This is a genomic window from Niallia nealsonii (assembly GCF_002835805.1).
Lineage (GTDB): Bacteria > Bacillota > Bacilli > Bacillales > Cytobacillaceae > Niallia > Niallia nealsonii.
The window spans coordinates 14719-33512 of sequence record NZ_PISE01000025.1 but is presented as its reverse complement, the minus strand read 5'-3'; the positions used below and the strand labels follow the sequence as shown (position 1 = coordinate 33512).

General features: G+C 33.6%; 20 protein-coding genes and 1 pseudogene. 14 read left to right on the top strand and 7 right to left on the bottom strand.

Features of this window, described 5'->3' with window-relative positions:
• Positions 1–183 (bottom strand): hypothetical protein, encoded by a 183-nt coding sequence (locus CWS01_RS12140; protein ID WP_101177465.1) that lies wholly within the window; start codon positions 181–183, stop codon positions 1–3.
• 339 nt (positions 184–522) lie between these two features.
• Here CWS01_RS12140 and CWS01_RS22390 point away from each other — a divergent pair, with 339 nt between their 5' ends.
• Positions 523–687, top strand: coding sequence for a hypothetical protein (locus CWS01_RS22390; RefSeq protein WP_157827639.1), 165 nt, complete (start codon positions 523–525; stop codon positions 685–687).
• Positions 688–1106: 419 nt separating this feature from the next.
• On the opposite strand, the gene CWS01_RS22385 is transcribed toward CWS01_RS22390, so the two are convergent.
• Positions 1107–1253 (bottom strand): BH0509 family protein, encoded by a 147-nt coding sequence (locus CWS01_RS22385; protein ID WP_157827638.1) that lies wholly within the window; start codon positions 1251–1253, stop codon positions 1107–1109.
• A 364-nt stretch (positions 1254–1617) separates the two neighbouring features.
• Here CWS01_RS22385 and CWS01_RS23185 point away from each other — a divergent pair, with 364 nt between their 5' ends.
• From CWS01_RS23185 to CWS01_RS12115, 5 genes are all read left to right on the top strand, one after another.
• Complete coding sequence (locus CWS01_RS23185) at positions 1618–1743, top strand: SRPBCC family protein (protein WP_268877069.1); 126 nt, start codon at positions 1618–1620, stop codon at positions 1741–1743.
• 136 nt (positions 1744–1879) lie between these two features.
• Positions 1880–2530, top strand: a complete 651-nt coding sequence (locus tag CWS01_RS12135; RefSeq protein ID WP_101177464.1) for a YdeI/OmpD-associated family protein — start codon at positions 1880–1882, stop codon at positions 2528–2530.
• A gap of 253 nt (positions 2531–2783) precedes the next feature.
• The gene (locus CWS01_RS12130) at positions 2784–3179 is read left to right on the top strand and encodes a VOC family protein (RefSeq protein WP_101177463.1); all 396 of its coding nucleotides are present in this window, start codon (positions 2784–2786) and stop codon (positions 3177–3179) included.
• Between the two features lie 678 nt (positions 3180–3857).
• Positions 3858–4052, top strand: a complete 195-nt coding sequence (locus CWS01_RS12120; protein WP_101177462.1) for a hypothetical protein — start codon at positions 3858–3860, stop codon at positions 4050–4052.
• 308 nt (positions 4053–4360) lie between these two features.
• Entirely contained in the window at positions 4361–5305 is a 945-nt protein-coding gene (locus tag CWS01_RS12115) for an arginase family protein (protein WP_235852041.1), read from the top strand.
• Between the two features lie 510 nt (positions 5306–5815).
• Here CWS01_RS12115 and CWS01_RS12110 read toward each other — a convergent pair.
• The gene (locus tag CWS01_RS12110) at positions 5816–6652 is read right to left on the bottom strand and encodes a MerR family transcriptional regulator (protein ID WP_101177461.1); all 837 of its coding nucleotides are present in this window, start codon (positions 6650–6652) and stop codon (positions 5816–5818) included.
• Between the two features lie 240 nt (positions 6653–6892).
• On the opposite strand from CWS01_RS12110, the gene CWS01_RS12105 reads away from it, so the two are divergent.
• From CWS01_RS12105 to thrC, 4 genes are all read left to right on the top strand, one after another.
• Positions 6893–7231 (top strand): EthD family reductase, encoded by a 339-nt coding sequence (locus CWS01_RS12105; RefSeq protein WP_101177460.1) that lies wholly within the window; start codon positions 6893–6895, stop codon positions 7229–7231.
• Between the two features lie 308 nt (positions 7232–7539).
• Positions 7540–9420 (top strand): beta-glucoside-specific PTS transporter subunit IIABC, encoded by a 1881-nt coding sequence (locus CWS01_RS12100; protein ID WP_101177459.1) that lies wholly within the window; start codon positions 7540–7542, stop codon positions 9418–9420.
• Between the two features lie 209 nt (positions 9421–9629).
• Complete coding sequence (ascB, locus tag CWS01_RS12095) at positions 9630–11033, top strand: 6-phospho-beta-glucosidase (RefSeq protein ID WP_101177523.1); 1404 nt, start codon at positions 9630–9632, stop codon at positions 11031–11033.
• A gap of 587 nt (positions 11034–11620) precedes the next feature.
• Entirely contained in the window at positions 11621–13033 is a 1413-nt protein-coding gene (gene thrC / locus CWS01_RS12090) for a threonine synthase (protein ID WP_101177458.1), read from the top strand.
• A gap of 651 nt (positions 13034–13684) precedes the next feature.
• Here thrC and CWS01_RS22955 read toward each other — a convergent pair.
• The 3 genes and pseudogenes from CWS01_RS22955 to CWS01_RS23475 all read right to left on the bottom strand — a co-directional run.
• Positions 13685–13831: pseudogene (locus CWS01_RS22955) on the bottom strand (HU family DNA-binding protein); the annotation flags it as partial.
• Positions 13832–13912: 81 nt separating this feature from the next.
• The gene (locus CWS01_RS12080; RefSeq protein WP_101177457.1) at positions 13913–14656 is read right to left on the bottom strand and encodes an IclR family transcriptional regulator; all 744 of its coding nucleotides are present in this window, start codon (positions 14654–14656) and stop codon (positions 13913–13915) included.
• 411 nt (positions 14657–15067) lie between these two features.
• Positions 15068–15244, bottom strand: coding sequence for a DUF2798 domain-containing protein (locus CWS01_RS23475; RefSeq protein WP_407938566.1), 177 nt, complete (start codon positions 15242–15244; stop codon positions 15068–15070).
• Positions 15245–15655: 411 nt separating this feature from the next.
• Here CWS01_RS23475 and CWS01_RS23180 point away from each other — a divergent pair, with 411 nt between their 5' ends.
• Positions 15656–15748, top strand: a complete 93-nt coding sequence (locus CWS01_RS23180; protein ID WP_328588910.1) for a CAT RNA binding domain-containing protein — start codon at positions 15656–15658, stop codon at positions 15746–15748.
• A 255-nt stretch (positions 15749–16003) separates the two neighbouring features.
• Here CWS01_RS23180 and CWS01_RS12070 read toward each other — a convergent pair whose 3' ends face one another.
• Positions 16004–16543, bottom strand: a complete 540-nt coding sequence (locus CWS01_RS12070; protein ID WP_101177455.1) for a helix-turn-helix domain-containing protein — start codon at positions 16541–16543, stop codon at positions 16004–16006.
• Positions 16544–16781: 238 nt separating this feature from the next.
• Here CWS01_RS12070 and CWS01_RS12065 point away from each other — a divergent pair, with 238 nt between their 5' ends.
• The 3 genes from CWS01_RS12065 to CWS01_RS12055 are packed head-to-tail and all read left to right on the top strand — an operon-like array spanning position 16782 to position 18720.
• On the top strand, positions 16782–17426 hold the full coding sequence (locus tag CWS01_RS12065; RefSeq protein WP_101177454.1) for an alpha/beta hydrolase: 645 nt from the start codon (positions 16782–16784) through the stop codon (positions 17424–17426).
• A 21-nt stretch (positions 17427–17447) separates the two neighbouring features.
• Complete coding sequence (locus CWS01_RS12060) at positions 17448–18239, top strand: dioxygenase family protein (protein WP_101177453.1); 792 nt, start codon at positions 17448–17450, stop codon at positions 18237–18239.
• Positions 18240–18291: 52 nt separating this feature from the next.
• Positions 18292–18720: a DoxX family protein gene (locus tag CWS01_RS12055; protein WP_101177452.1), complete on the top strand. Its 429-nt coding sequence runs from the start codon at positions 18292–18294 to the stop codon at positions 18718–18720.
• Positions 18721–18794: the final 74 nt, after the last annotated feature.

Genomic DNA, 18794 nt, shown 5'->3' with positions numbered 1-18794 from the left:
TCACTCTGCCTGTGCGACTATTTCTAATGTTCCATCTTCTGCATAATGAATAATATTGATGACTTTATAATGAACCTTATCTATTTTGACCGTTTCGCCGATAGATGGAGGAATTTGATAAATGATTTGTTTCGATTGCCAACCTTTACTTTTATGATGGTATAAAGTATTAAGCCTTACCATTATACTACCTCCCCTTTATATGTCTTTCATTAAATTATATGGGGGATTTTGGCATATATTTTTAGTTTTTTTACATTTATTTTAACAAATTTAGGGTATATAGCTATAGGGAATTTTTTGATTTATTAAAAACGTTGGATAAATGGGTACACACTAATTTTACATAAATGCAGAAATCTACATTTGGAAGGTTGTTTTATCTTATTCACTTTTTTCTGTTTTTTAAACAACAGGCTTACATAATTTTTGTCTGAAGCAAAAAGTCTTCCTGCAAAGCAAGAGTAGGCTGGGCGCTGATTCTTATGCAATTGGAATAATGGAAAAGAAAGGAGTATTTTGATGAATCAAAATTCTAATAGAAGTGTAGATATTACGAAATTTATTAATAAAAATAGAAAGGATTTTGAAGAAAGATTATTGAAAGAGGCTGTTAATAGTGCTTCCAAAATTAATTATTTCAATAATGTTGATTTTGACAGGAAAGATGAAACAAAAATATATTAGAAGGTAAATAATAATAGGAGATTCTGAATTTATAATAAGAAGGGGATTTACATTCCCTTTTTTTGATAACGAGTTAAGGGACTTAGCTAAAGAACGGTATCCCTTTTTGTACATATCGTCAGCTAACTTACAATAATCACTATATGGCTTTTCTTCTTTTGGATAATGCTCCTCGCTAAAAACTGAAACATTTCTATCTGAATCAAATTTACCATAAAACCAATAACTGTGTGATAAATATCGTCAAAGAATACAATAATTATCATAAAAATATTTGTGCAGAAACGAAATTAAACAGCCTATCGCCGGCAACCATACGACAAACAGCTGTTTAATAAGGTCTTTTTTTATTGTCTCCATAAGAGGAGGCACTGCCGCCCTCGATACAAAAGTTGTATTATTATTGTTTCATTTTTAACTTACATATAATCGTAAGCTGAATCTTCAAAATAGAGCCAGTGATAATATTCAATCTGTGGATCAGTCATCTCAATAATTTCTTTTTGATTGAATTTTTGTTTTTCTACTAAATCTTTCACTTTGGATTCTCTTGCTAATTGGCTCATAGTTAATTCCTCCTTATGTATAAAAAGTAAAGAATCAGTTATATTATTTACTGTAAACGCTTACTATTATTGTTGTTTTTATTATATATCTCAAATTGATATTAAACAAATATCAATTTGAGATTGTTTTTCCGCAACTAATATAGAAATGTTATTTATTGTGGCAAAAGAGGCAAATTTAGTTGGCCGTTATAAATCTGTGTTTATATGGTTCACTCTCATTATGTGGATATAGCTGCAACATTGGGCAGATTTTGTTAAAAAATAATCGATAATGCATTAAGATAGTAATAGGGACTGTTTTAAGATATAGAGTGTAGACAAAAGCTTAAGTAAAAAGTGGGTATTAAAGGTAGGTACAAATATGGTAGATGTTTTAACAGAAATAGTGATTGAATTGCCTAGTGAAGGTGTTTCAGAGTATGCTGCTAATCTTGATAATGCTCCACAATGGTATGTGAATTTTAGAAAAGCATTATTAAATTATTAAACTTGAATAAAAGTTCAAAATGGATGGAAAAGGTCAGAGATAGCACTGATTATTAGACAAATAAGGGGATAAATCAGTATTGCTGAAAGTGGAAGGAAGAGATTTGACCAAACGTTAAATAAAGGAGCAGTATGTTATGACAATTATCAATAAATTAAATCTGAATAAGTATAAAAATTTGACCGTACTTAATCAACCGAGTGATTATGATTTGTCTAATGGATATAAGACAACATTATCTGGAGACCATGATGCTATTTTCATCTTTGTCGAAACAATCGATGAAATGGTGGACCATACTCAAAGCATAATCAATGAGGAACAGTTGCTTGAAAAAGGGTATTTATTTTTTGCCTATCCAAAAAAAGGAAACAAGAAGTATAAAACGTTCATTCACAGAGATGCTATCTTTCCAGCAATGAAAGTTGGCCAAGATGGATATGTGGAAAATAGCGATATGAAATTTTCACGAATGGTGAGTATGGATGCTGTATTTACTGTCGTTGGATTAAAGCGTGAAAAAAAGAAAGCTCAAAAGACATCAGCTGCAAGTCAATGTGTAGCTGACTATGAGAATAATGTAGAAGATATAAAAAAGCTGTTAATAGATCATCCTAATGAACTCAAGCTCTACAAGGGTCTAACACCAGGTTATCAAAAAGATTGGGCTCGTTATATATTTTCGGCTAAGCAGCAGAAAACACATGAAAAGCGCCAAGCGCAAATGGTTGATATCTTATCACAAGGATATAAATCAGTTGATTTATATCGTCAAAAAAAGAAATAGGAATTTAACTGTCACATAGAGAAGTTCCTAAATAATAGTATTAGATCCAATCATTAATAGGGTGGTTTTTCGGATAAATAACGCCACTAATAATTTGTGTGTCCATTATGGTAAACCAGGTGGCAATCAATAGTCTAAAATGGAATAAATTAGTCTGCTTTTTACAATAATGAAGTAGGATTACGAACAGTATTGATAGAATACATACTAGGTAAGAGAGGGAAAAAAATTTTAAAAAAATTAGGAGGAAATTATGGGAAGACTCGTTCATTTCGAAATTCATGTGGATAATATGGATCGGGCAAAAAAGTTTTATGGAGAAGTATTTGGGTGGACCTTTCAAGACTGGAGTGAATATGCAGGGATTCCTTATTTTGGAGCTGTAACTGGCGCTGAAAACGACCCTGGAATTAACGGTGCTTTGATGCAGCGTCAAAGTCTTCCCCCAGAACTAAACCAAGCTTTGAATGGCTATGCTTGTACAATGGGAGTGGAAGATTACGATTCGATTGAAGCACAAATTCTAAATAACGGAGGAAAAGTAGCGTTGCCAAAATATGCTTTGCCAGGAATGGCATGGCAGGGATATTATCTGGATACGGAAGGAAATATTTTCGGCATTCATCAAGCAGATGAGAATGCCAAATAAAATCATTGCTTCATATGAATACTTAGACGTTATAAAGATGATGTAATGAAGTGTCTATCCCAATAAATCAAAGGGATAACTCTATGTTACACCGATTATAAATGGTGTAAATGAAGGCAAGATAGACCTTGATAGGCTTAGAAGTCATATTAGATATATGCTTCGGTAGTTCAAAAACATACTGGAAAAGATTTAGGAATATCTGAGATATAGGTTATAGGACAATAAATAACATTTAATGCTTAAATTAAGTTAGGTAAGCTCTATTTAAAAAAGCTTTTTTTTGACAATTTAGTCGGAAAAAGCTTTTTAAGTATATTTTTTATTCAATATTCAGTAAGCTCCCATTCAAACAACGCATATAAAAATAACCATCCTCCCCGTTACACTACACCCAGAGACTCAAATTTTTTTACCATCTACTTCTTCAAAAAATCCTTCAACAAGCATTTGTACAATCAAAACGGTAAACGCTGAAACAGCCTTCTTCAACGGCATAGATGGGCGCCTCATTCAAACCGTTATGAGGGAGTTGAAACAGCTATGAAACATGATTATACTAGCGTGAAAAATATCTACATCATTTGTGGGAAGGCCGATATGCGATGGGCAAGGGTCATTATCTGATAATGACCGTCTTTTACTGATTCTGAGCACGCAGAAGAACAAAGTAAGCAGATGATTGCTTATACTGTTGTGCGAAATGTTCAAAAGAAAAAGAGAAATGATTCATTGCATGATAACTTGGAGGTGGAAGTTATTCACCATCATTCTGAAAATATAAGCTGCGACTGTTGTAAAAATCAAATGGTTGAAATTGGTGGCGCTATTATTTGTGAAGAAGCAAGGCAATGCTTTAGTTCTTTTTTATAAAGTTTGCAAAATTTAAGTTATAAACAGCAATATTACATAATAATAGTGGACATATGAGGCCTGTTTAATGAAAGGTTCTCTATATATTATAAAGGAGATTCCTATCGCAAAAAACCAAGAATTATCCTGTTTAGGCAATTACTTAACCGTTTATAATACGTAACTTCACTTCGTTGGACTTGGAGGAAAGCAAATTGCCAGTGACAAATAGTTTGACTCTGTAGTTACTATAGAGTTTATTATTTCCTTATAACTTGCATCTTTCTAAAAATAAAGGAATGCATGACATTTATAAGGAGGTTATTCATATGAAAAAATCTAAAGTATTTATGGAGGAGAATCCTATGGTTAGCGACTCTTCTAAGACGCTGCGTTTACTAATGCCGCAATGGCAAGGAGGAAATAATCCAGCGTATTATCTCGGTGCACAGCTTCTTAACTGGCTGGCTCCTCACTCAAATGATACTTTTGAAGAAGTACCTATCGACCGAACAGAAGAAGGACTTGGTGTAGAAAGAGGTATTTTCGCACGAAGTACGCTGCTCAAGCAGGCTCATGCTGCAAAGGGCATTCTTAAGAAACATAATCCTGACCGTGTTGTAGTATTTGGTGGGGACTGTGGAGTTGAGCTGGCTCCTTTTGCTTATCTTAATGATAAGTATGATGGAGATGTTGCAATTCTTTGGATCGATGCTCATCCAGATGTAAATACTCCTGAGCATTTTGAAAACCATCATGCTCATGTACTTGCAAATCTGCTCGGTGTGGGAGATGAAGATTTCGTTGCGGAAGTACCGAAACTGGTTAATCCTGATAAGGTATTATATGTAGGGTTAAATGATGGAACTGATTCTGAAAAAGAAGTAATGAAACAATTTGACTTAAGTGTGGTTAGACCTGAGGCGATTTTGAAGGACAGTTCACCTGTGCTAGATTGGCTGCATAAGACAAACATTTCAAAAATAATCGTTCATTTTGATTTAGATGTCCTAGATTTAAGAGAATTCCGTTCGTTGTTAATTGCGAATCCGTCAACATATAGCTCTATGGTTGAAAAGGCACCAACTGGCTCAAACATGGAGACTATTATTCGTGTACTTCAAGATGTAGCAAAGGCTTATGATATTGTTGGTCTTGGCATTACAGAGCATTTCCCATGGGATTCTTATGCACTGGCCAATATGCTGACACGCCTTCCTTTAATCGGAGATATCAATAAAACCGAAAAACCATCCTTTAATTGGATATTTTAATGAGTTACAACCAAAAGGTCATCAGGACTTCACTGATGACCTTTTGGCAATTTTTTATTGTTTTCTCCAAAATCTCAGTACAGCTATATCAAATTCTAAATATCGCAACAAAATTATAAAATAGTAAAGCTTAATTACAAATTTTGAGACGACAATTACTATATTTGAATTTCTTTAAACACTAATAAGGATTTTTTGCTATCTGCAGTAAGTTCTGAGATATTGTTGTGTTTCTTTAAAACTTTAAAGCCCACCATCTCTTTGTAAAACTATAATGACCGTTCTAGTTTGTTTGTTTTTAATTTGATTTCATCGGAATTTATACGATTCCACTCATAAATCAATGGTTTTAAAATTTTTCTTCAAGATTAAATTTTGCCAAAGAAAAACTGTACCTTCAATTATTTGCTTGTGTACAAAGAAATGAAGTGCAGTTCAAAATTGTCTGTTAGCTTTTTATTAAAACTAGGTATAGTCGCTTTCAAATTTTATAGATTACAATGATAATTTCTATCTGTTTATGGAAATTTGTAATTCTGTAATAAAATTTTCTTCTTTAGAAGAAGTATAGTTATTGGGTAGAGAGACTTCGTAGACGAATCCATTTGTTGATACATGTGCTTTTTTTATTGTTTCTAGCAACTTTGTATAGTATGTATAGTAATCTTCGGGTGACCATTCAAAAGCAATGCATATATATTCTCCTTCTGGCAGTGTATCGACTTTAATATCCAAAGGCAAGTCGATTTTTGGCTCTTCTATAATGGAGGTATAAACTGCATCGTAATATATTTCTTGGCTGTGTGAATAGTTTTTTAACGGATAGATACAGCCATAATGATTATCCACCATACTTCCTTCCTTCTCTAGCACCGTTGCCAATTTGCGTATATATAAATCAGGATTGTCGTGAGGATTAACTTGATCGCAGGAAACTTTTAGAATAAATCGCTCTTCGATTGTGCGTTTGTATACCACGCCTAGCTTTCGTTTTTGTAGTAGCAGTTGTTCATAGAGTTGAGATTTTCTCTTATTTATAAGCAGTTGGCTGTCCTGAAGCTTTCTAATTTTTTCTTGAATGGTTATTTCCTGTTTATCTAAAAATGAATACATAGATTCAGGATTGCTTTCTATAATTTTCTTCATTTCCTCTAAAGGCGTGCCGATATACTTTAAATACTTAATAATGTCTAAATAAAAAAACTGCTTAATCGTGTAATAACGATAGTTGTTTTCTGGATTTACATAGTTGGGTTTAAACAAATCGATCTTGTCATAGTAGCGTAGGGTTTGGATAGGAATATTATTTAGTTTCGACATTTCTCCGATAGAAAAATAAGGTTTCATCCATCTATTCACTCCCTTTTTATATTGAAAGTATGAGTGCCTTTATTAAAAAGAAACAGTTTATGTTATATAAAAAAACTGTTCATGTTATAAAAAATAACATTTAACGCTTTCATTTTTTTTTTTTGCTTTACTATCCTTGACTCTATACTAACTATAGACTTTATTATACATCTATAAGATATCTTGTACAGGATATTATTTGATTTATATATTTCTAAAAGATGGAGGAGATTTTATATGCATTCTATTATGTTTATTTTCAAAAGAAAACCGGATTTAACTATTGAAGAATTTTATTATCATTACGAGCATGTACATGGCCCGATTGCAAAAAAACTACCAGGATTAGTTGAGTACCGTCAACATCAAACTAGAGCTGCCGGCCAAGGTGACGGAGGCTATGTTGGGGAAGCGAATCAATATGATGCTGTTTCCGTGTATACGTTTGAAAGTGCCGAGGCAGCAGAAAGTGCGTGGATTTCTGCTATAGGAGATGAAGTGGAAGAAGATACACAGAAGCTAATTGATACTGCTACTATGATAACCCTGCCAGTCACTGTTAGAAATATATTTTAAAAAATATAAAAGTCTGAATATTCAATAATTTAATTAGAAAGCTTTTACGAGAATAAGAAATTGATATCGAGCATTCGTAGTATAAAATTTGTAAATGTCCGATATCAATCTTCTATTTGGCAAAATTCAAGGGTGGCACCAGGTTTGGAAAATTAACCCAAATATTGAATTTCATTCTTAAAGATACAAGGATACCCATATTTTTGTACTATGTGAACATTCCTTCAATCGATTCTATATGTAAAATGAAATCGTTAGAAAACAGGAGAAAATAAGAGAAAAACTTTAATTATAGTGGAGGATAAAATATGGATTTCCAAAAGCTTGCTCAAGAAATTTTAAAAAATGTTGGCGGAGAAAAAAATATTTCCAATTTAACTCATTGTGCAACAAGGTTGAGATTTAATTTAAATGATAATTCTAAAGTAAATGAAGGGGTATTAAAAAATACAAAAGGAGTTCTTGGTGTTGTAAATAAAGGTGGTCAATTTCAATTGATTATTGGTCCTGAAGTTCCAAAAGCATATGAAGCATTGATGAATTCAGTTAATATCTCATCAAATAATAGTGAAGAACCTAAAGAGAAAAAAGGTTTTGTAACAAATCTTCTTGATATAGTAGCAGGGGTATTTACACCCATTTTACCAGCTATTATTGGTGCAGGTTTAATAAAATCTGTATTAGCAATTGCCGTATTATGTGGAATTAATACAGAAGGTCATACTTATTATTTCTTGAACTTCATAGGCGATGCCCCGTTGTATTTCTTGCCAGTTATGTTAGCTTTTACGGCAGCAGTTAAATTTAAATGTAATCCATTTATTGCTGTAGCTATTGCTGGAGCTATGATACACCCTAGTTATACAGCATTAGTGACAGATCAGTTTAATATTCATTTTACATCATTTTTAGGGATTCCAGTTACTTTAGCAACTTATTCTTCAAGTGTAATCCCAATCCTTTTAACTGTTTGGATATTGTCATATGTAGATAGATTTCTAGAAAAGCATATTCCAAAAATGATTAGATTTTTCTTAAAACCGCTATTATGTTTACTAATTGTTACACCACTGGCATTTATAGTACTTGGACCACTAGGATTTGTAGCAGGAACAGGCATATCAACAGGATTAAATATGCTTAATTTATATGCGCCATGGTTGGTTCCTACAATAATAGGTACTATATTCCCATTAATGGTTACAACGGGAATGCATTATGGTTTAGTACCATTTATGATACAATCTTATGCTTCTATTGGATATGAGACAATTGCAGGGCCAGGGAATTTACCTAGTAATATTGCTCAAGGAGCAGCAGCCCTTTGCGTTGCATTAAAAACAAAAAATAAAGATTTAAAACAACTAGCATTTTCATCAGGTATTACAGCGATATTAGGTATTACGGAACCAGCACTATTTGGAGTGACATTAAAAATTAAGAGAGCGCTTTATGCAGTTATGATTGGTGGAGGTGTTGGAGGGTTTTATTCTGGTATTACAGGAGTAAAAGGATATGCATTCAGTTCTCCAGGATTGCTATCACTTCCTGCTTTTATAGGTCCAGACGGATGGACAAATTTAATAAATGCTTGTATTTCCATGACAATTGCATTTATAGTAACTTTCGTTATTTTATGGTTCTGGGGATTTGAAGATATGCCATCTGATGAAGATAAAAATATGATGAACAATGTAGCAGAAAATCAAACTAATTTTGAAATAAAGGCAGTTAATGAAACAATCCAAAGTCCAATTAAAGGGAAAGTAATAGATTTAAAAGAAGTAAAAGATCCAACTTTTGCAGAAGAAATGCTAGGAAAAGGAGTTGCAATCGAACCAATAGAAGGAAGAGTGGTATCTCCGATAGATGGTGTGGTATCTGCTATATTTCCAACAAAGCATGCAATAGGATTAACATCAGATAAGGGAACCGAATTATTAATTCATATTGGAATAGATACTGTGAACTTACAAGGGAAATATTTCACTAGTTATGTAAAAACGGGAGATAGGATAAATGTAGGCCAGCTTATGGTTGAGTTTGAAATGGACAAAATTAAAGAAGCAGGATACGAAATAGTGACGCCAGTTGTTGTTACTAATGTAGAGAGATACAAAGAAATAAATAAAATAGCATCAGGATTCGTAAATGAAAAAGAAAATATTATGGATGCTATCTTGAAGTAATAAAGAGAAGATAATTCATTCAGCGTTATATTAGACAAACGATTTATTTGAATATAAGACGAGGAGTTAAGATAGGAATAATGCATTAATAATATTTTAAATTATATCAATATTTTTATAATTAAATCTACTTGTAAAGAATGAAAACATTAGAATCAGGAGAAAAACTATAATTATTATGGGAGGAATTTATTTTGACAAAGACAGATATAACCAAATTTCCAAAAAACTTTTTATGGGGAGGCGCTTTAGCAGCGAATCAGGTAGAAGGAGCATACCTAGAAGACGGGAAAGGCCTGACAGTAGCAGATGTTTTGCCCGATGGAATCTGGGGTCCTATTGTTTATCCGCCACAAGGCGAGTACTTAAAGCATAATGCAGTTGATTTTTATCATCGTTATAAAGAAGATATTGCACTTTTGGCTGAGATGGGTTTTAAATGTCTACGTACTTCCATCGCTTGGGCAAGAATTTTTCCTAATGGAGATGAAGAAACACCAAATAAAGCAGGTTTACAATTTTACGATGATTTTTTTAATGAACTGGCGAAATATAATATTGAACCACTCATTACCCTTTCACATTATGAGATGCCTATGCATCTAGTAGAAGAGTACGGTGGTTGGACAAATCGAAAAGTTATTGCTTTTTTTGAGCGATTCGCTCAAACCGTATTTGATCGCTATAAAGATAAAGTGAAATATTGGTTAACGTTTAACGAGATTAATATACTGCTTCATGCTCCATTCATTGGAGGAGGAATACGCCCTGATAAGGTTGAAATTACTAATCAACTGCTTTATCAAGCTATTCATCATCAATTTGTAGCGAGTGCTAGCGCGGTGAAAATATGTCATGATATGATTCCAAATGCGCAAATTGGCTGTATGGTCGCTGGTATTCCTTTGTATCCATTAACAACGGATCCTAATGATGTTTTAGAAGTGATGAAAAAAGACAGAGAAACATTTTTCTTTTCAGATGTCCAGGCCAGAGGTTATTATCCAAGCTATATGAATCGTTTCTTTAAAGAAAACAACATTACGATTGAGATGGAAGATGGAGATGAAGAAATATTAAAAAATACAGTTGATTTTATCTCCTTTAGCTATTATATGAGTGGATGTGCCACAGCAAATGAAGAATTAAATCTCCAATCCAAAGCTAATATATTAAGTACAGTGAAAAATCCACATTTACCGAGTTCAGAATGGGGTTGGCAAATTGATTCCAAGGGATTACGTTATACATTAAATACTCTCTACGATCGATATCAGAAGCCGCTATTTATAGTAGAAAATGGATTAGGGGCAGCTGATAGCATCAATGAAGAGGGAGAGGTTATTGATGACTATCGAATTGACTATTTGAATGATCATCTTTATCAAGTAAGAGAAGCACTTGAAGATGGTGTAGAGGTTCTGGGTTACACTAGCTGGGGGTGTATTGATCTAGTAAGTCAATCTACTGGTGAAATAAAGAAACGCTATGGTTTCATTTACGTTGATCGACATGATGACTTGACTGGTACATTTAAAAGAACAAAGAAAAAGAGTTTCTTCTGGTATAAAAACGTTATAGAAACAAATGGGGAATCTCTTAAAAATAAATAATTAACAGTGTAAAATGACTTATACTGCCAGTGTGTTCTAATATTCTACCGAACACACTGGTTTTATTTTTTCATTATAATTACCTAGAATAAATCAGGATATTTCCAAGTTAAAACTGTCTTATTGAGAGTGAATAGGGAATAGCTTCTAAATACCTCAGTTCCCTCCCACTTGGTGGCAGTGCTGCGCAGCCTGCCTAACACTATTCTGCCATGAATGAGTGCAAGAGTTAAAACAGCAACGATTTTTTACCTCGTTGCTGTTCTGCTTTAAAGGTATTTTTGATAAGATTCTTATAGTTACTTGGCGAATATTTAAAGAATAAATGCCAGCTTATGGGTTTGACATCATTGCAAGAGGGCTATCAATGATGGCTACTTTACTTTTGTCTTAATAGATTGTCATAATAAGATGTAACCGTTAAATAAGACGCCAAATACGAAAAGAAGGAGTTAATTAATCGAAAAAATGTCAGAATAGTATAATAAGTACGATATTTCAGCTAATATTTCAATTACTTGTTGACTCACAGCTAATTCTAGGTAAGGATAGTAGTAATAGATTATATTTTTTTCTTGGAGGATATTATGAAATATATTAGTACACGCGGGAATGTAAGTAAAATTGGTTTTATTGATACAGTCTTAATGGGGCTGGCGACGGATGGAGGACTTTTAGTTCCAGAAAAAATCCCACAAATTTCTGCAGAAAAGCTGCAGGCTATGTCTCAGTTGACTTATCAGGAATTAGCATACGAAATTATTTCCTATTATGTTGACGGGGAAATTCCAGAGAATGAACTTAAGGAATTAATCGAGAAAAGCTATGGCACCTTCCGTCATTCGGAGGTAACTCCTGTTCAAAAGGTAAAGGATAACATGTATGTGTTAGAACTGTTCCATGGTCCAACCTTTGCCTTTAAAGATGTTGCACTGCAATTTTTAGGGAATTTGTATTCTTATATAGCAAAGAAGACAGGTGTAACAATCAATATTGTGGGTGCTACTTCAGGGGATACAGGCGCATCAGCTATTGAGGGAGTAAGAGGAAAAGAAGGAATTCGTATTTGTATTTTACACCCTCATGGAAAAGTAAGTAAGGTACAAGAGCTGCAAATGACGACTGTTCATGACGAAAGTGTTTTGAATTTAGCGATAAAAGGAACGTTTGATGATGGTCAAAGAATTATCAAGGAATTATTTGCAGATTTGGAATTCAAAAACAAGTATCATTTGCGTGCCATTAATTCCATTAACTTTGCTCGCATTTTAGCGCAAACCGTTTATTATTTCTATGCGTATTTCCAAGTGGCAAAAGAGAAAGACATCAACAGTCTCAACTTCAGTGTACCGACAGGAAATTTTGGGGACATCTTTGCCGGTTATTTGGCGAAGAGAATGGGTCTTCCAGTTGGCAAGCTTATTGTTGCAACGAATGAGAATAATATTTTAGAACGTTTTATCAAGGATGGGGTGTACCAGCCTGGTGAGTTCCGCAGTACATATAGCCCTTCCATGGATATTCAAGTTGCCAGCAACTTTGAGCGTTATCTGTACTACTTGCTTGATGAAAATCCAGAGGCCGTAACTGCCGTAATGGATCAATTCAAATCTGAAGGAAAAATTGCTGTGAATGAGGAGCAGCTTCGTCAGGTAAAAGGGGATTTTGCAGCATATGGAGTAGAAGGGGAAGAATGCCTGAACACTATCAGCAAGTACTATGCTGAAACCAATTATTTGCTTGACCCTCATACTTCTTGTGGAGTCGCTGCTTACGAAACATGTAATGATTCTAGTGAAGTATGTGTCACACTCGCAACGGCTCACCCAGCAAAATTTAATGAATCCATTGAACGTTGTGATATCGAACAGACATTCCCTGAACAAATTAATCAATTGTTTGATAAACCACAATACCTAGAAGTTGTCGAGGCGGTCAATGATGAAATTGTCCGTAAGTTAGAGAAGCATTTTAGTTCTTCTCCATTAAATGTGAAATAAAAATTTAACAAGAAGAAATACCTTTTGAAGACTGATATAAAATTAGGGGTTTAACTCGTGTTCTTGAGAAAATAAATAAAAAAGAGCCTTTCCTTCTGGAGAGGCTCTCAGAGTGTAGACAAAGTAAAAAATGCCCATTTTTAGGCTGATTGAAAACGTCTGTGTTTCGAGGCGCGAAGCCTTGAGAGGAGAGGAGTTACCAAGGTAGGTAATGAGCATCCGAACAAGGCGAGCAACAAAGAAAGCGGGCGTTTTTCAACAGCCTCAGAGCCTTTCCTTCTGGAGAGGCTCTTTAAATGAATACGGAGGAAAGCTGTTAAGATTTTAAGTTATCTATTTGTTCAAAATGTCTAAGAAAAGAGCTTATAAAAGAGGAACCCAGGTATACGAATAGTCATACGAATTAGCTTATAAGGGGGATTAAGTGCTTCTTGATATTTTTTCAATCCTACTAAAAGTGAATAATTGATCGTTACTATGCTTTTGTATAATTCCACCAAGATACCTTAGAAAAGATGATTCCATTATGGATGATGGTTGGTCTTGAGGAATTCTTTCTGTTATGATTTTTGTATTTGTAACATTATTGTACGAAAAGAAAACAATAAGAAAGAGCATAAAGAATGAAACAGCTAATTCAAAATCTACATGGTTGCGAAACCCAATTAATTGAACTTTATCGTCATTCTTTAAAGCAGATACGATTGAATCGAAGGCTGCTTCAACTGCTTTAGTTACATTCTTCTTAGATAATTTTCCTTTTTCAGCTGCAGCATTGATTAGTTCAGCTTTGTTTATTTTATATTTAAACTTTGGAAAATCTCAGATAAAAGAAACTGTAAGGACAAATTCAAATGTTCCAATTGTAAAGCATCATCCTCATAGCCTCCAATTTTCTAAGCTGTCTGTTATCTTTTGAGAAAACAGTTTTACCAACTCGCCGTTTTTTTCATCCATTTCTTTAGATACACGAACAGAAGGGCCTGATATTGCTATTCCTGCAATAACCCGTCCGTCTCTCCATATTGGAGCAGCAACACATCGAACGCCTATTTCCGCTTTTTCGTTATCTACAGCAAACCCGCCTTCTTTGATTTGCTCTAATTCTTTAAAGAATGATTTTGAATCAGCTGGTAAATCCGATTTAACTTTATTCTTAAAAACATCTTGAATTTTGGCAGGTTGAAAAGCTAATATGCACTTTCCTACTGCACTTTGATAGACTAAATGTTTATCGCCTTTTTCAAAATGTGTTCTTGTTGGATATCTCCCAAGAATGACATGGGTAGCAAGTACGTTTGTACCGTTTAGTACACCTATAAAGATTGTTTCTCCTGTTAATTCTTTAAATTCATCAGCAGCTCGAACAATACTTGAATCAAAATCAAAGTTAAGATTGTTATCATGGCTTAATAATTTTTCAACCAATTGGTTGGACATTTTATAAGTATTATCAGTAGTCTTTTGGATCAAATGATTTTGTTCTAAAGTACTTACTAAACGATAAGTAGTGCTTCTGTTGTATGGAAGAATCTCCATTATTTCAAGAACTGATAGGCTTCCTTTTTCAATAATTAACCACAATATATCAATGCCTTTTTTTAATGTACCAACTTCACTCATAATAGCCCATCCTTTAAGCTTAGTATTCAATAAAATAATTTTATTACGTTAATAGATTATAATCATGAGGCACACTAATATCAAATAGAGAGATTTCGCTTTTGAGGGTATCTTATAAGGATACAGAAGAATTTAGATAGATAAATGTGGCAGAATAGAGTTAGAAACAGGAGAAATCAAGGGTTGGAACGTTTACTTAACAATATAATCTCCTTAAGTTTTTCTTCTATTTATCTCCCCAACTAAGTGCAACCTATCCAATTTAACAGAGCAGGTTTGGAAAGGGGATTATTTTTAGGATAACTTGCTTTTTTATGATAAGGAGAGTCTTCCGTATAAACGCAAATAAAAACACTCTAATTACGAGTAAGTGCATAATTAGAATGTTTACATGATCAGCTTGAATTTAATTTACTGCATCTCTTCTACCTTAATAATTTTTGAAATAAATTTTTTAACTATTTTTGGCAAGAAAAAAGAAGTGGTATATACAAGTATGAATGCTATTAGCCATGACTTGTACCAAGCCGATACCCTAAAAGGTTGAACATTAAGAAACGTAAGAGTAAAAGAAATAATTGCAGTCATTATTAAGTATGTAAGAATCGTGCAAATGAAATTATGCATTTTTAGATTTACGAACATATTACAGCCCACCTTTAAAATAAAAATTCTTATTAATTTATAATAAAAATTATGTATTATGTCAAATTAGCTTTATTAATATAATATTTGATTTATAGCGGTATATTCTTAGTTTTGCGACTCTAAATTAATGCTGAAATGCTTTGGAGAATAAAAGATGTGTATTTCTTGCAAAATTTAAAATTAATTTGATGGAGCTTTTAAACGAATCTATATCCAATTTAATACATAATCAACACAGGATTGTGACCTTTCTGGGCAAAAACTAAGTTGATGAGATTGCTGAACATTTGCAATATTACTGCTGGTCTAGTTTTTTAATTGCTCAGTCGTTATGGAAGTGAAATCTAAAATATAATTAGAAAAATCTTTAACAACAATATGATCTTAGCAGAACCACAAGGTAAAAATGAACTCTGTTTAATGGGGATAGGGATGGCTTTTTGAAAGTAAGTTAGAGATTCTATTAACTGATATAAAAATGTTATTGCAAGTGATGGCAAATGTTTAGAATAAAAAGATAGCGCTGCATTAATTTCCGTATATGGATGTAATTTTTTTTTTGCTTTTATGTTTGATCGGAAGCAAAAGGCATCCTGATAAAATAAATCAAGGCGCCTTTATAGATAGTGAAAGACAACAGGTTTTGCCAGCAAAAAAGGTAGCATATTTAATCACTGAGGAGTATGCTGTAACAAACCTTTATAATAAATCCTTCAATTCGGTATCCGAGTAAATGGAAATAAAGATTACCGCTTTGTCCTCTCCAATATTTTTTACGTAGTGTGGAACACTTGCATTCCAGCTAAAAGAATCACCTTCTTCTACAATAAAGGAATCTTCGCCTTGTTCAGCCAGAATTTTACCTTCTACTACTAAATGGCACTCTTCTCCTTCATGTGAATGTGGTTCTTCAATAGCGGCACCCGGGGGAATTTCGACTATCATGTTTCTTAGTCCGCCCTTTGAGGCCAAGTGCTCAATCTTTAAGTTATTAAAAGAAGAAATTCTTCTTGCTTCTTTTCGAACAACACGCATATGCTGCTTTTTTTCTAACAGTAAGTAAGGTAGAGGAACTCCAAGAAACTCTGCAATTGTACTGAGTGTATTAATAGAAGGTGAAGTATTGTTGTTTTCCATATTGCTTATAAATCCTTTGGAAAGACCTGTTCCTTCACACATTTGGGCAATCGTGATTTTTTTTCTATTTCTTATGGCGCGAATTTTTGTACCAATATCCAATTTAATCACCTCTATGGTTTTCTTTTAAGAAACATATTTATATATTAGCAAAAAAAAAATTGACAATCTATAGATTTATGGTTATCTTATAAATAACTCTTATTCATATAAGAAAACTTTTTTGAGGTAAGTTCTTTTTTTGATCTTTAGTTTTCTAATAAGAATATTTTTTCTGTATGGATAAATAAAGCTATTATTAATTTCTTTGAGGAAAACTATTAAGAAGGGATGATGTATTTTGAATTCACCCATGATTTATGAACTTTGTAAACCATCTCAGATTGAGCCCAATAAAACCTATCCAGCTATATTTGTCCTGCATGGAATGGGAAGTAATGAACAAAATATGCTGTCACTAGTCGAAGGGTTAGAAGAAACGTTTTACATTTTTAGTGTTCGCGGTCCTTTATCCCAACCACCAGGCTTTGCTTATTTTTCCATTCAAGGTTATGGTAAACCGCACAGGGAAGTATTTGATCATGCAATCAATCAGTTAACTAGCTTTATTGATTATACAGCTGAACAATACCCACTAGATCTCGACCATTTATATTTACTTGGATTCAGCCAGGGAGCCATTGCATCTATGACTCTTGGGTTAACATTAGGAAGTCGAATGAAAGGGATTGTCGCTCTCAGTGGATATATTCCTGGATTCGTTAAAGAAGAATACATGATAAAAACCGTTGATCAGCTTTCTTTGTTTATTTCTCACGGTGAATTTGACAATGTTCTTCCTTATGAGTGGGGAGTAGAAAGTAAAGTGTTTTTTCAAGGATTAGGTGCAAAAGTAATCTTTGAAGCTTATCCAGAAGGACATACCGTTTCATTAAAGAACCGTCAAGATTTTAAGAAATGGATTCTTGCTGATTTAAAAGAATAAAAAGAGAAGGGATGGATATGCATGCTTCCGGCTTTATTTATTGCTCACGGAGCACCACTACTATCTATTGAAAATAATGAATACACTCAGTTTTTACATTCGTTAGGTAATGAAATGCCGAAACCTAAAGCCATTGTATTGTTTTCAGCACACTGGGAGTCCTCTGCCCAAAAAGTGAGTGATGTAGATGAGTTTGAGACCATCTATGATTTTGGCGGATTTCCTGAGGCTTTATATCGGATTAAATATCCGGCTAAAGGAAACAGCGCTATTACAAAGGAAGTTATAGAGTTGTTTGCCAAACAGGGAGTACCTTTTGAAATGGATACAACACGCGGCTTGGATCATGGAGCTTGGATAGTTCTTAGAATGCTCTATCCTAAGGGAGATATTCCAGTGATTTCCATGTCTGTAAACCCTCAACTTACACCTGAGGAGCAATATGAAATTGGGAAATCTTTATCATCATTAAGAGAAAAAGATATTTTAATTATTGCGAGCGGAGGAACCGTTCATAATCTTAGAGCTTTAAGGATGGGCAGTGATAATGGAACTGTTGATCAATGGGCATTTGATTTCGATAAGTGGTTAGAACAACATATAAGTAATTGGAATTTGGAATCCTTATTTAAATACGATACATTAGCTCCAAATGCTGAATATGCAGTACCTTCATATGGAAATGAACACTTTATTCCACTTTTTTATGCGATGGGTGCAGCAGATCAAGAAAAGATTGGAAAATTGCTGCATTGCAGTTATCGATATGGCAATCTTAGTCACAGTGTATGGCAATTTGGAGAGTCAAAATAGATGATCATTAATGAAGTTGATTATATTAATTTTAAACATGGGGGTAAGAAAAATGGAAAATAAATACGAATTAAGTACTTTAATTTTACGGGTAATATTAGGAGTTAGTTTCTTTATTCACGGAGTAGTAAAGTTTCAGGGGGGGATTGAAAATACAGTTGGATGGTTTGGAAGTATTGGGTTGCCAGGATTTCTTGCTTATGGGGTTGCATTAATAGAAGTTGTGGGTGGACTTGCAGTAGTACTTGGGTTATTTACTAGATTGATTTCTGTCTTATTTATCTTACTAATGGTCGGAGCCATCGTAAAAGTGAAATTAGCTGTAGGCTTTTTAGGGAATGGGCAAATGGCTGGATATGAATTAGATTTGGCATTTGTAGCGATGGCAGCAGCTATTGCCATCACTGGTTCTAAATTTTACGCGCTAGACCAATTGATTTTCAAAGGCAGAAAGACAGAAAATACAACAACTATAAATTAATTTTATAAAAAAACATGATTTATTTAGGCATTACTTCAATTTTAGAGGTAATGCTTTCTTTTTGAGGATTGTAC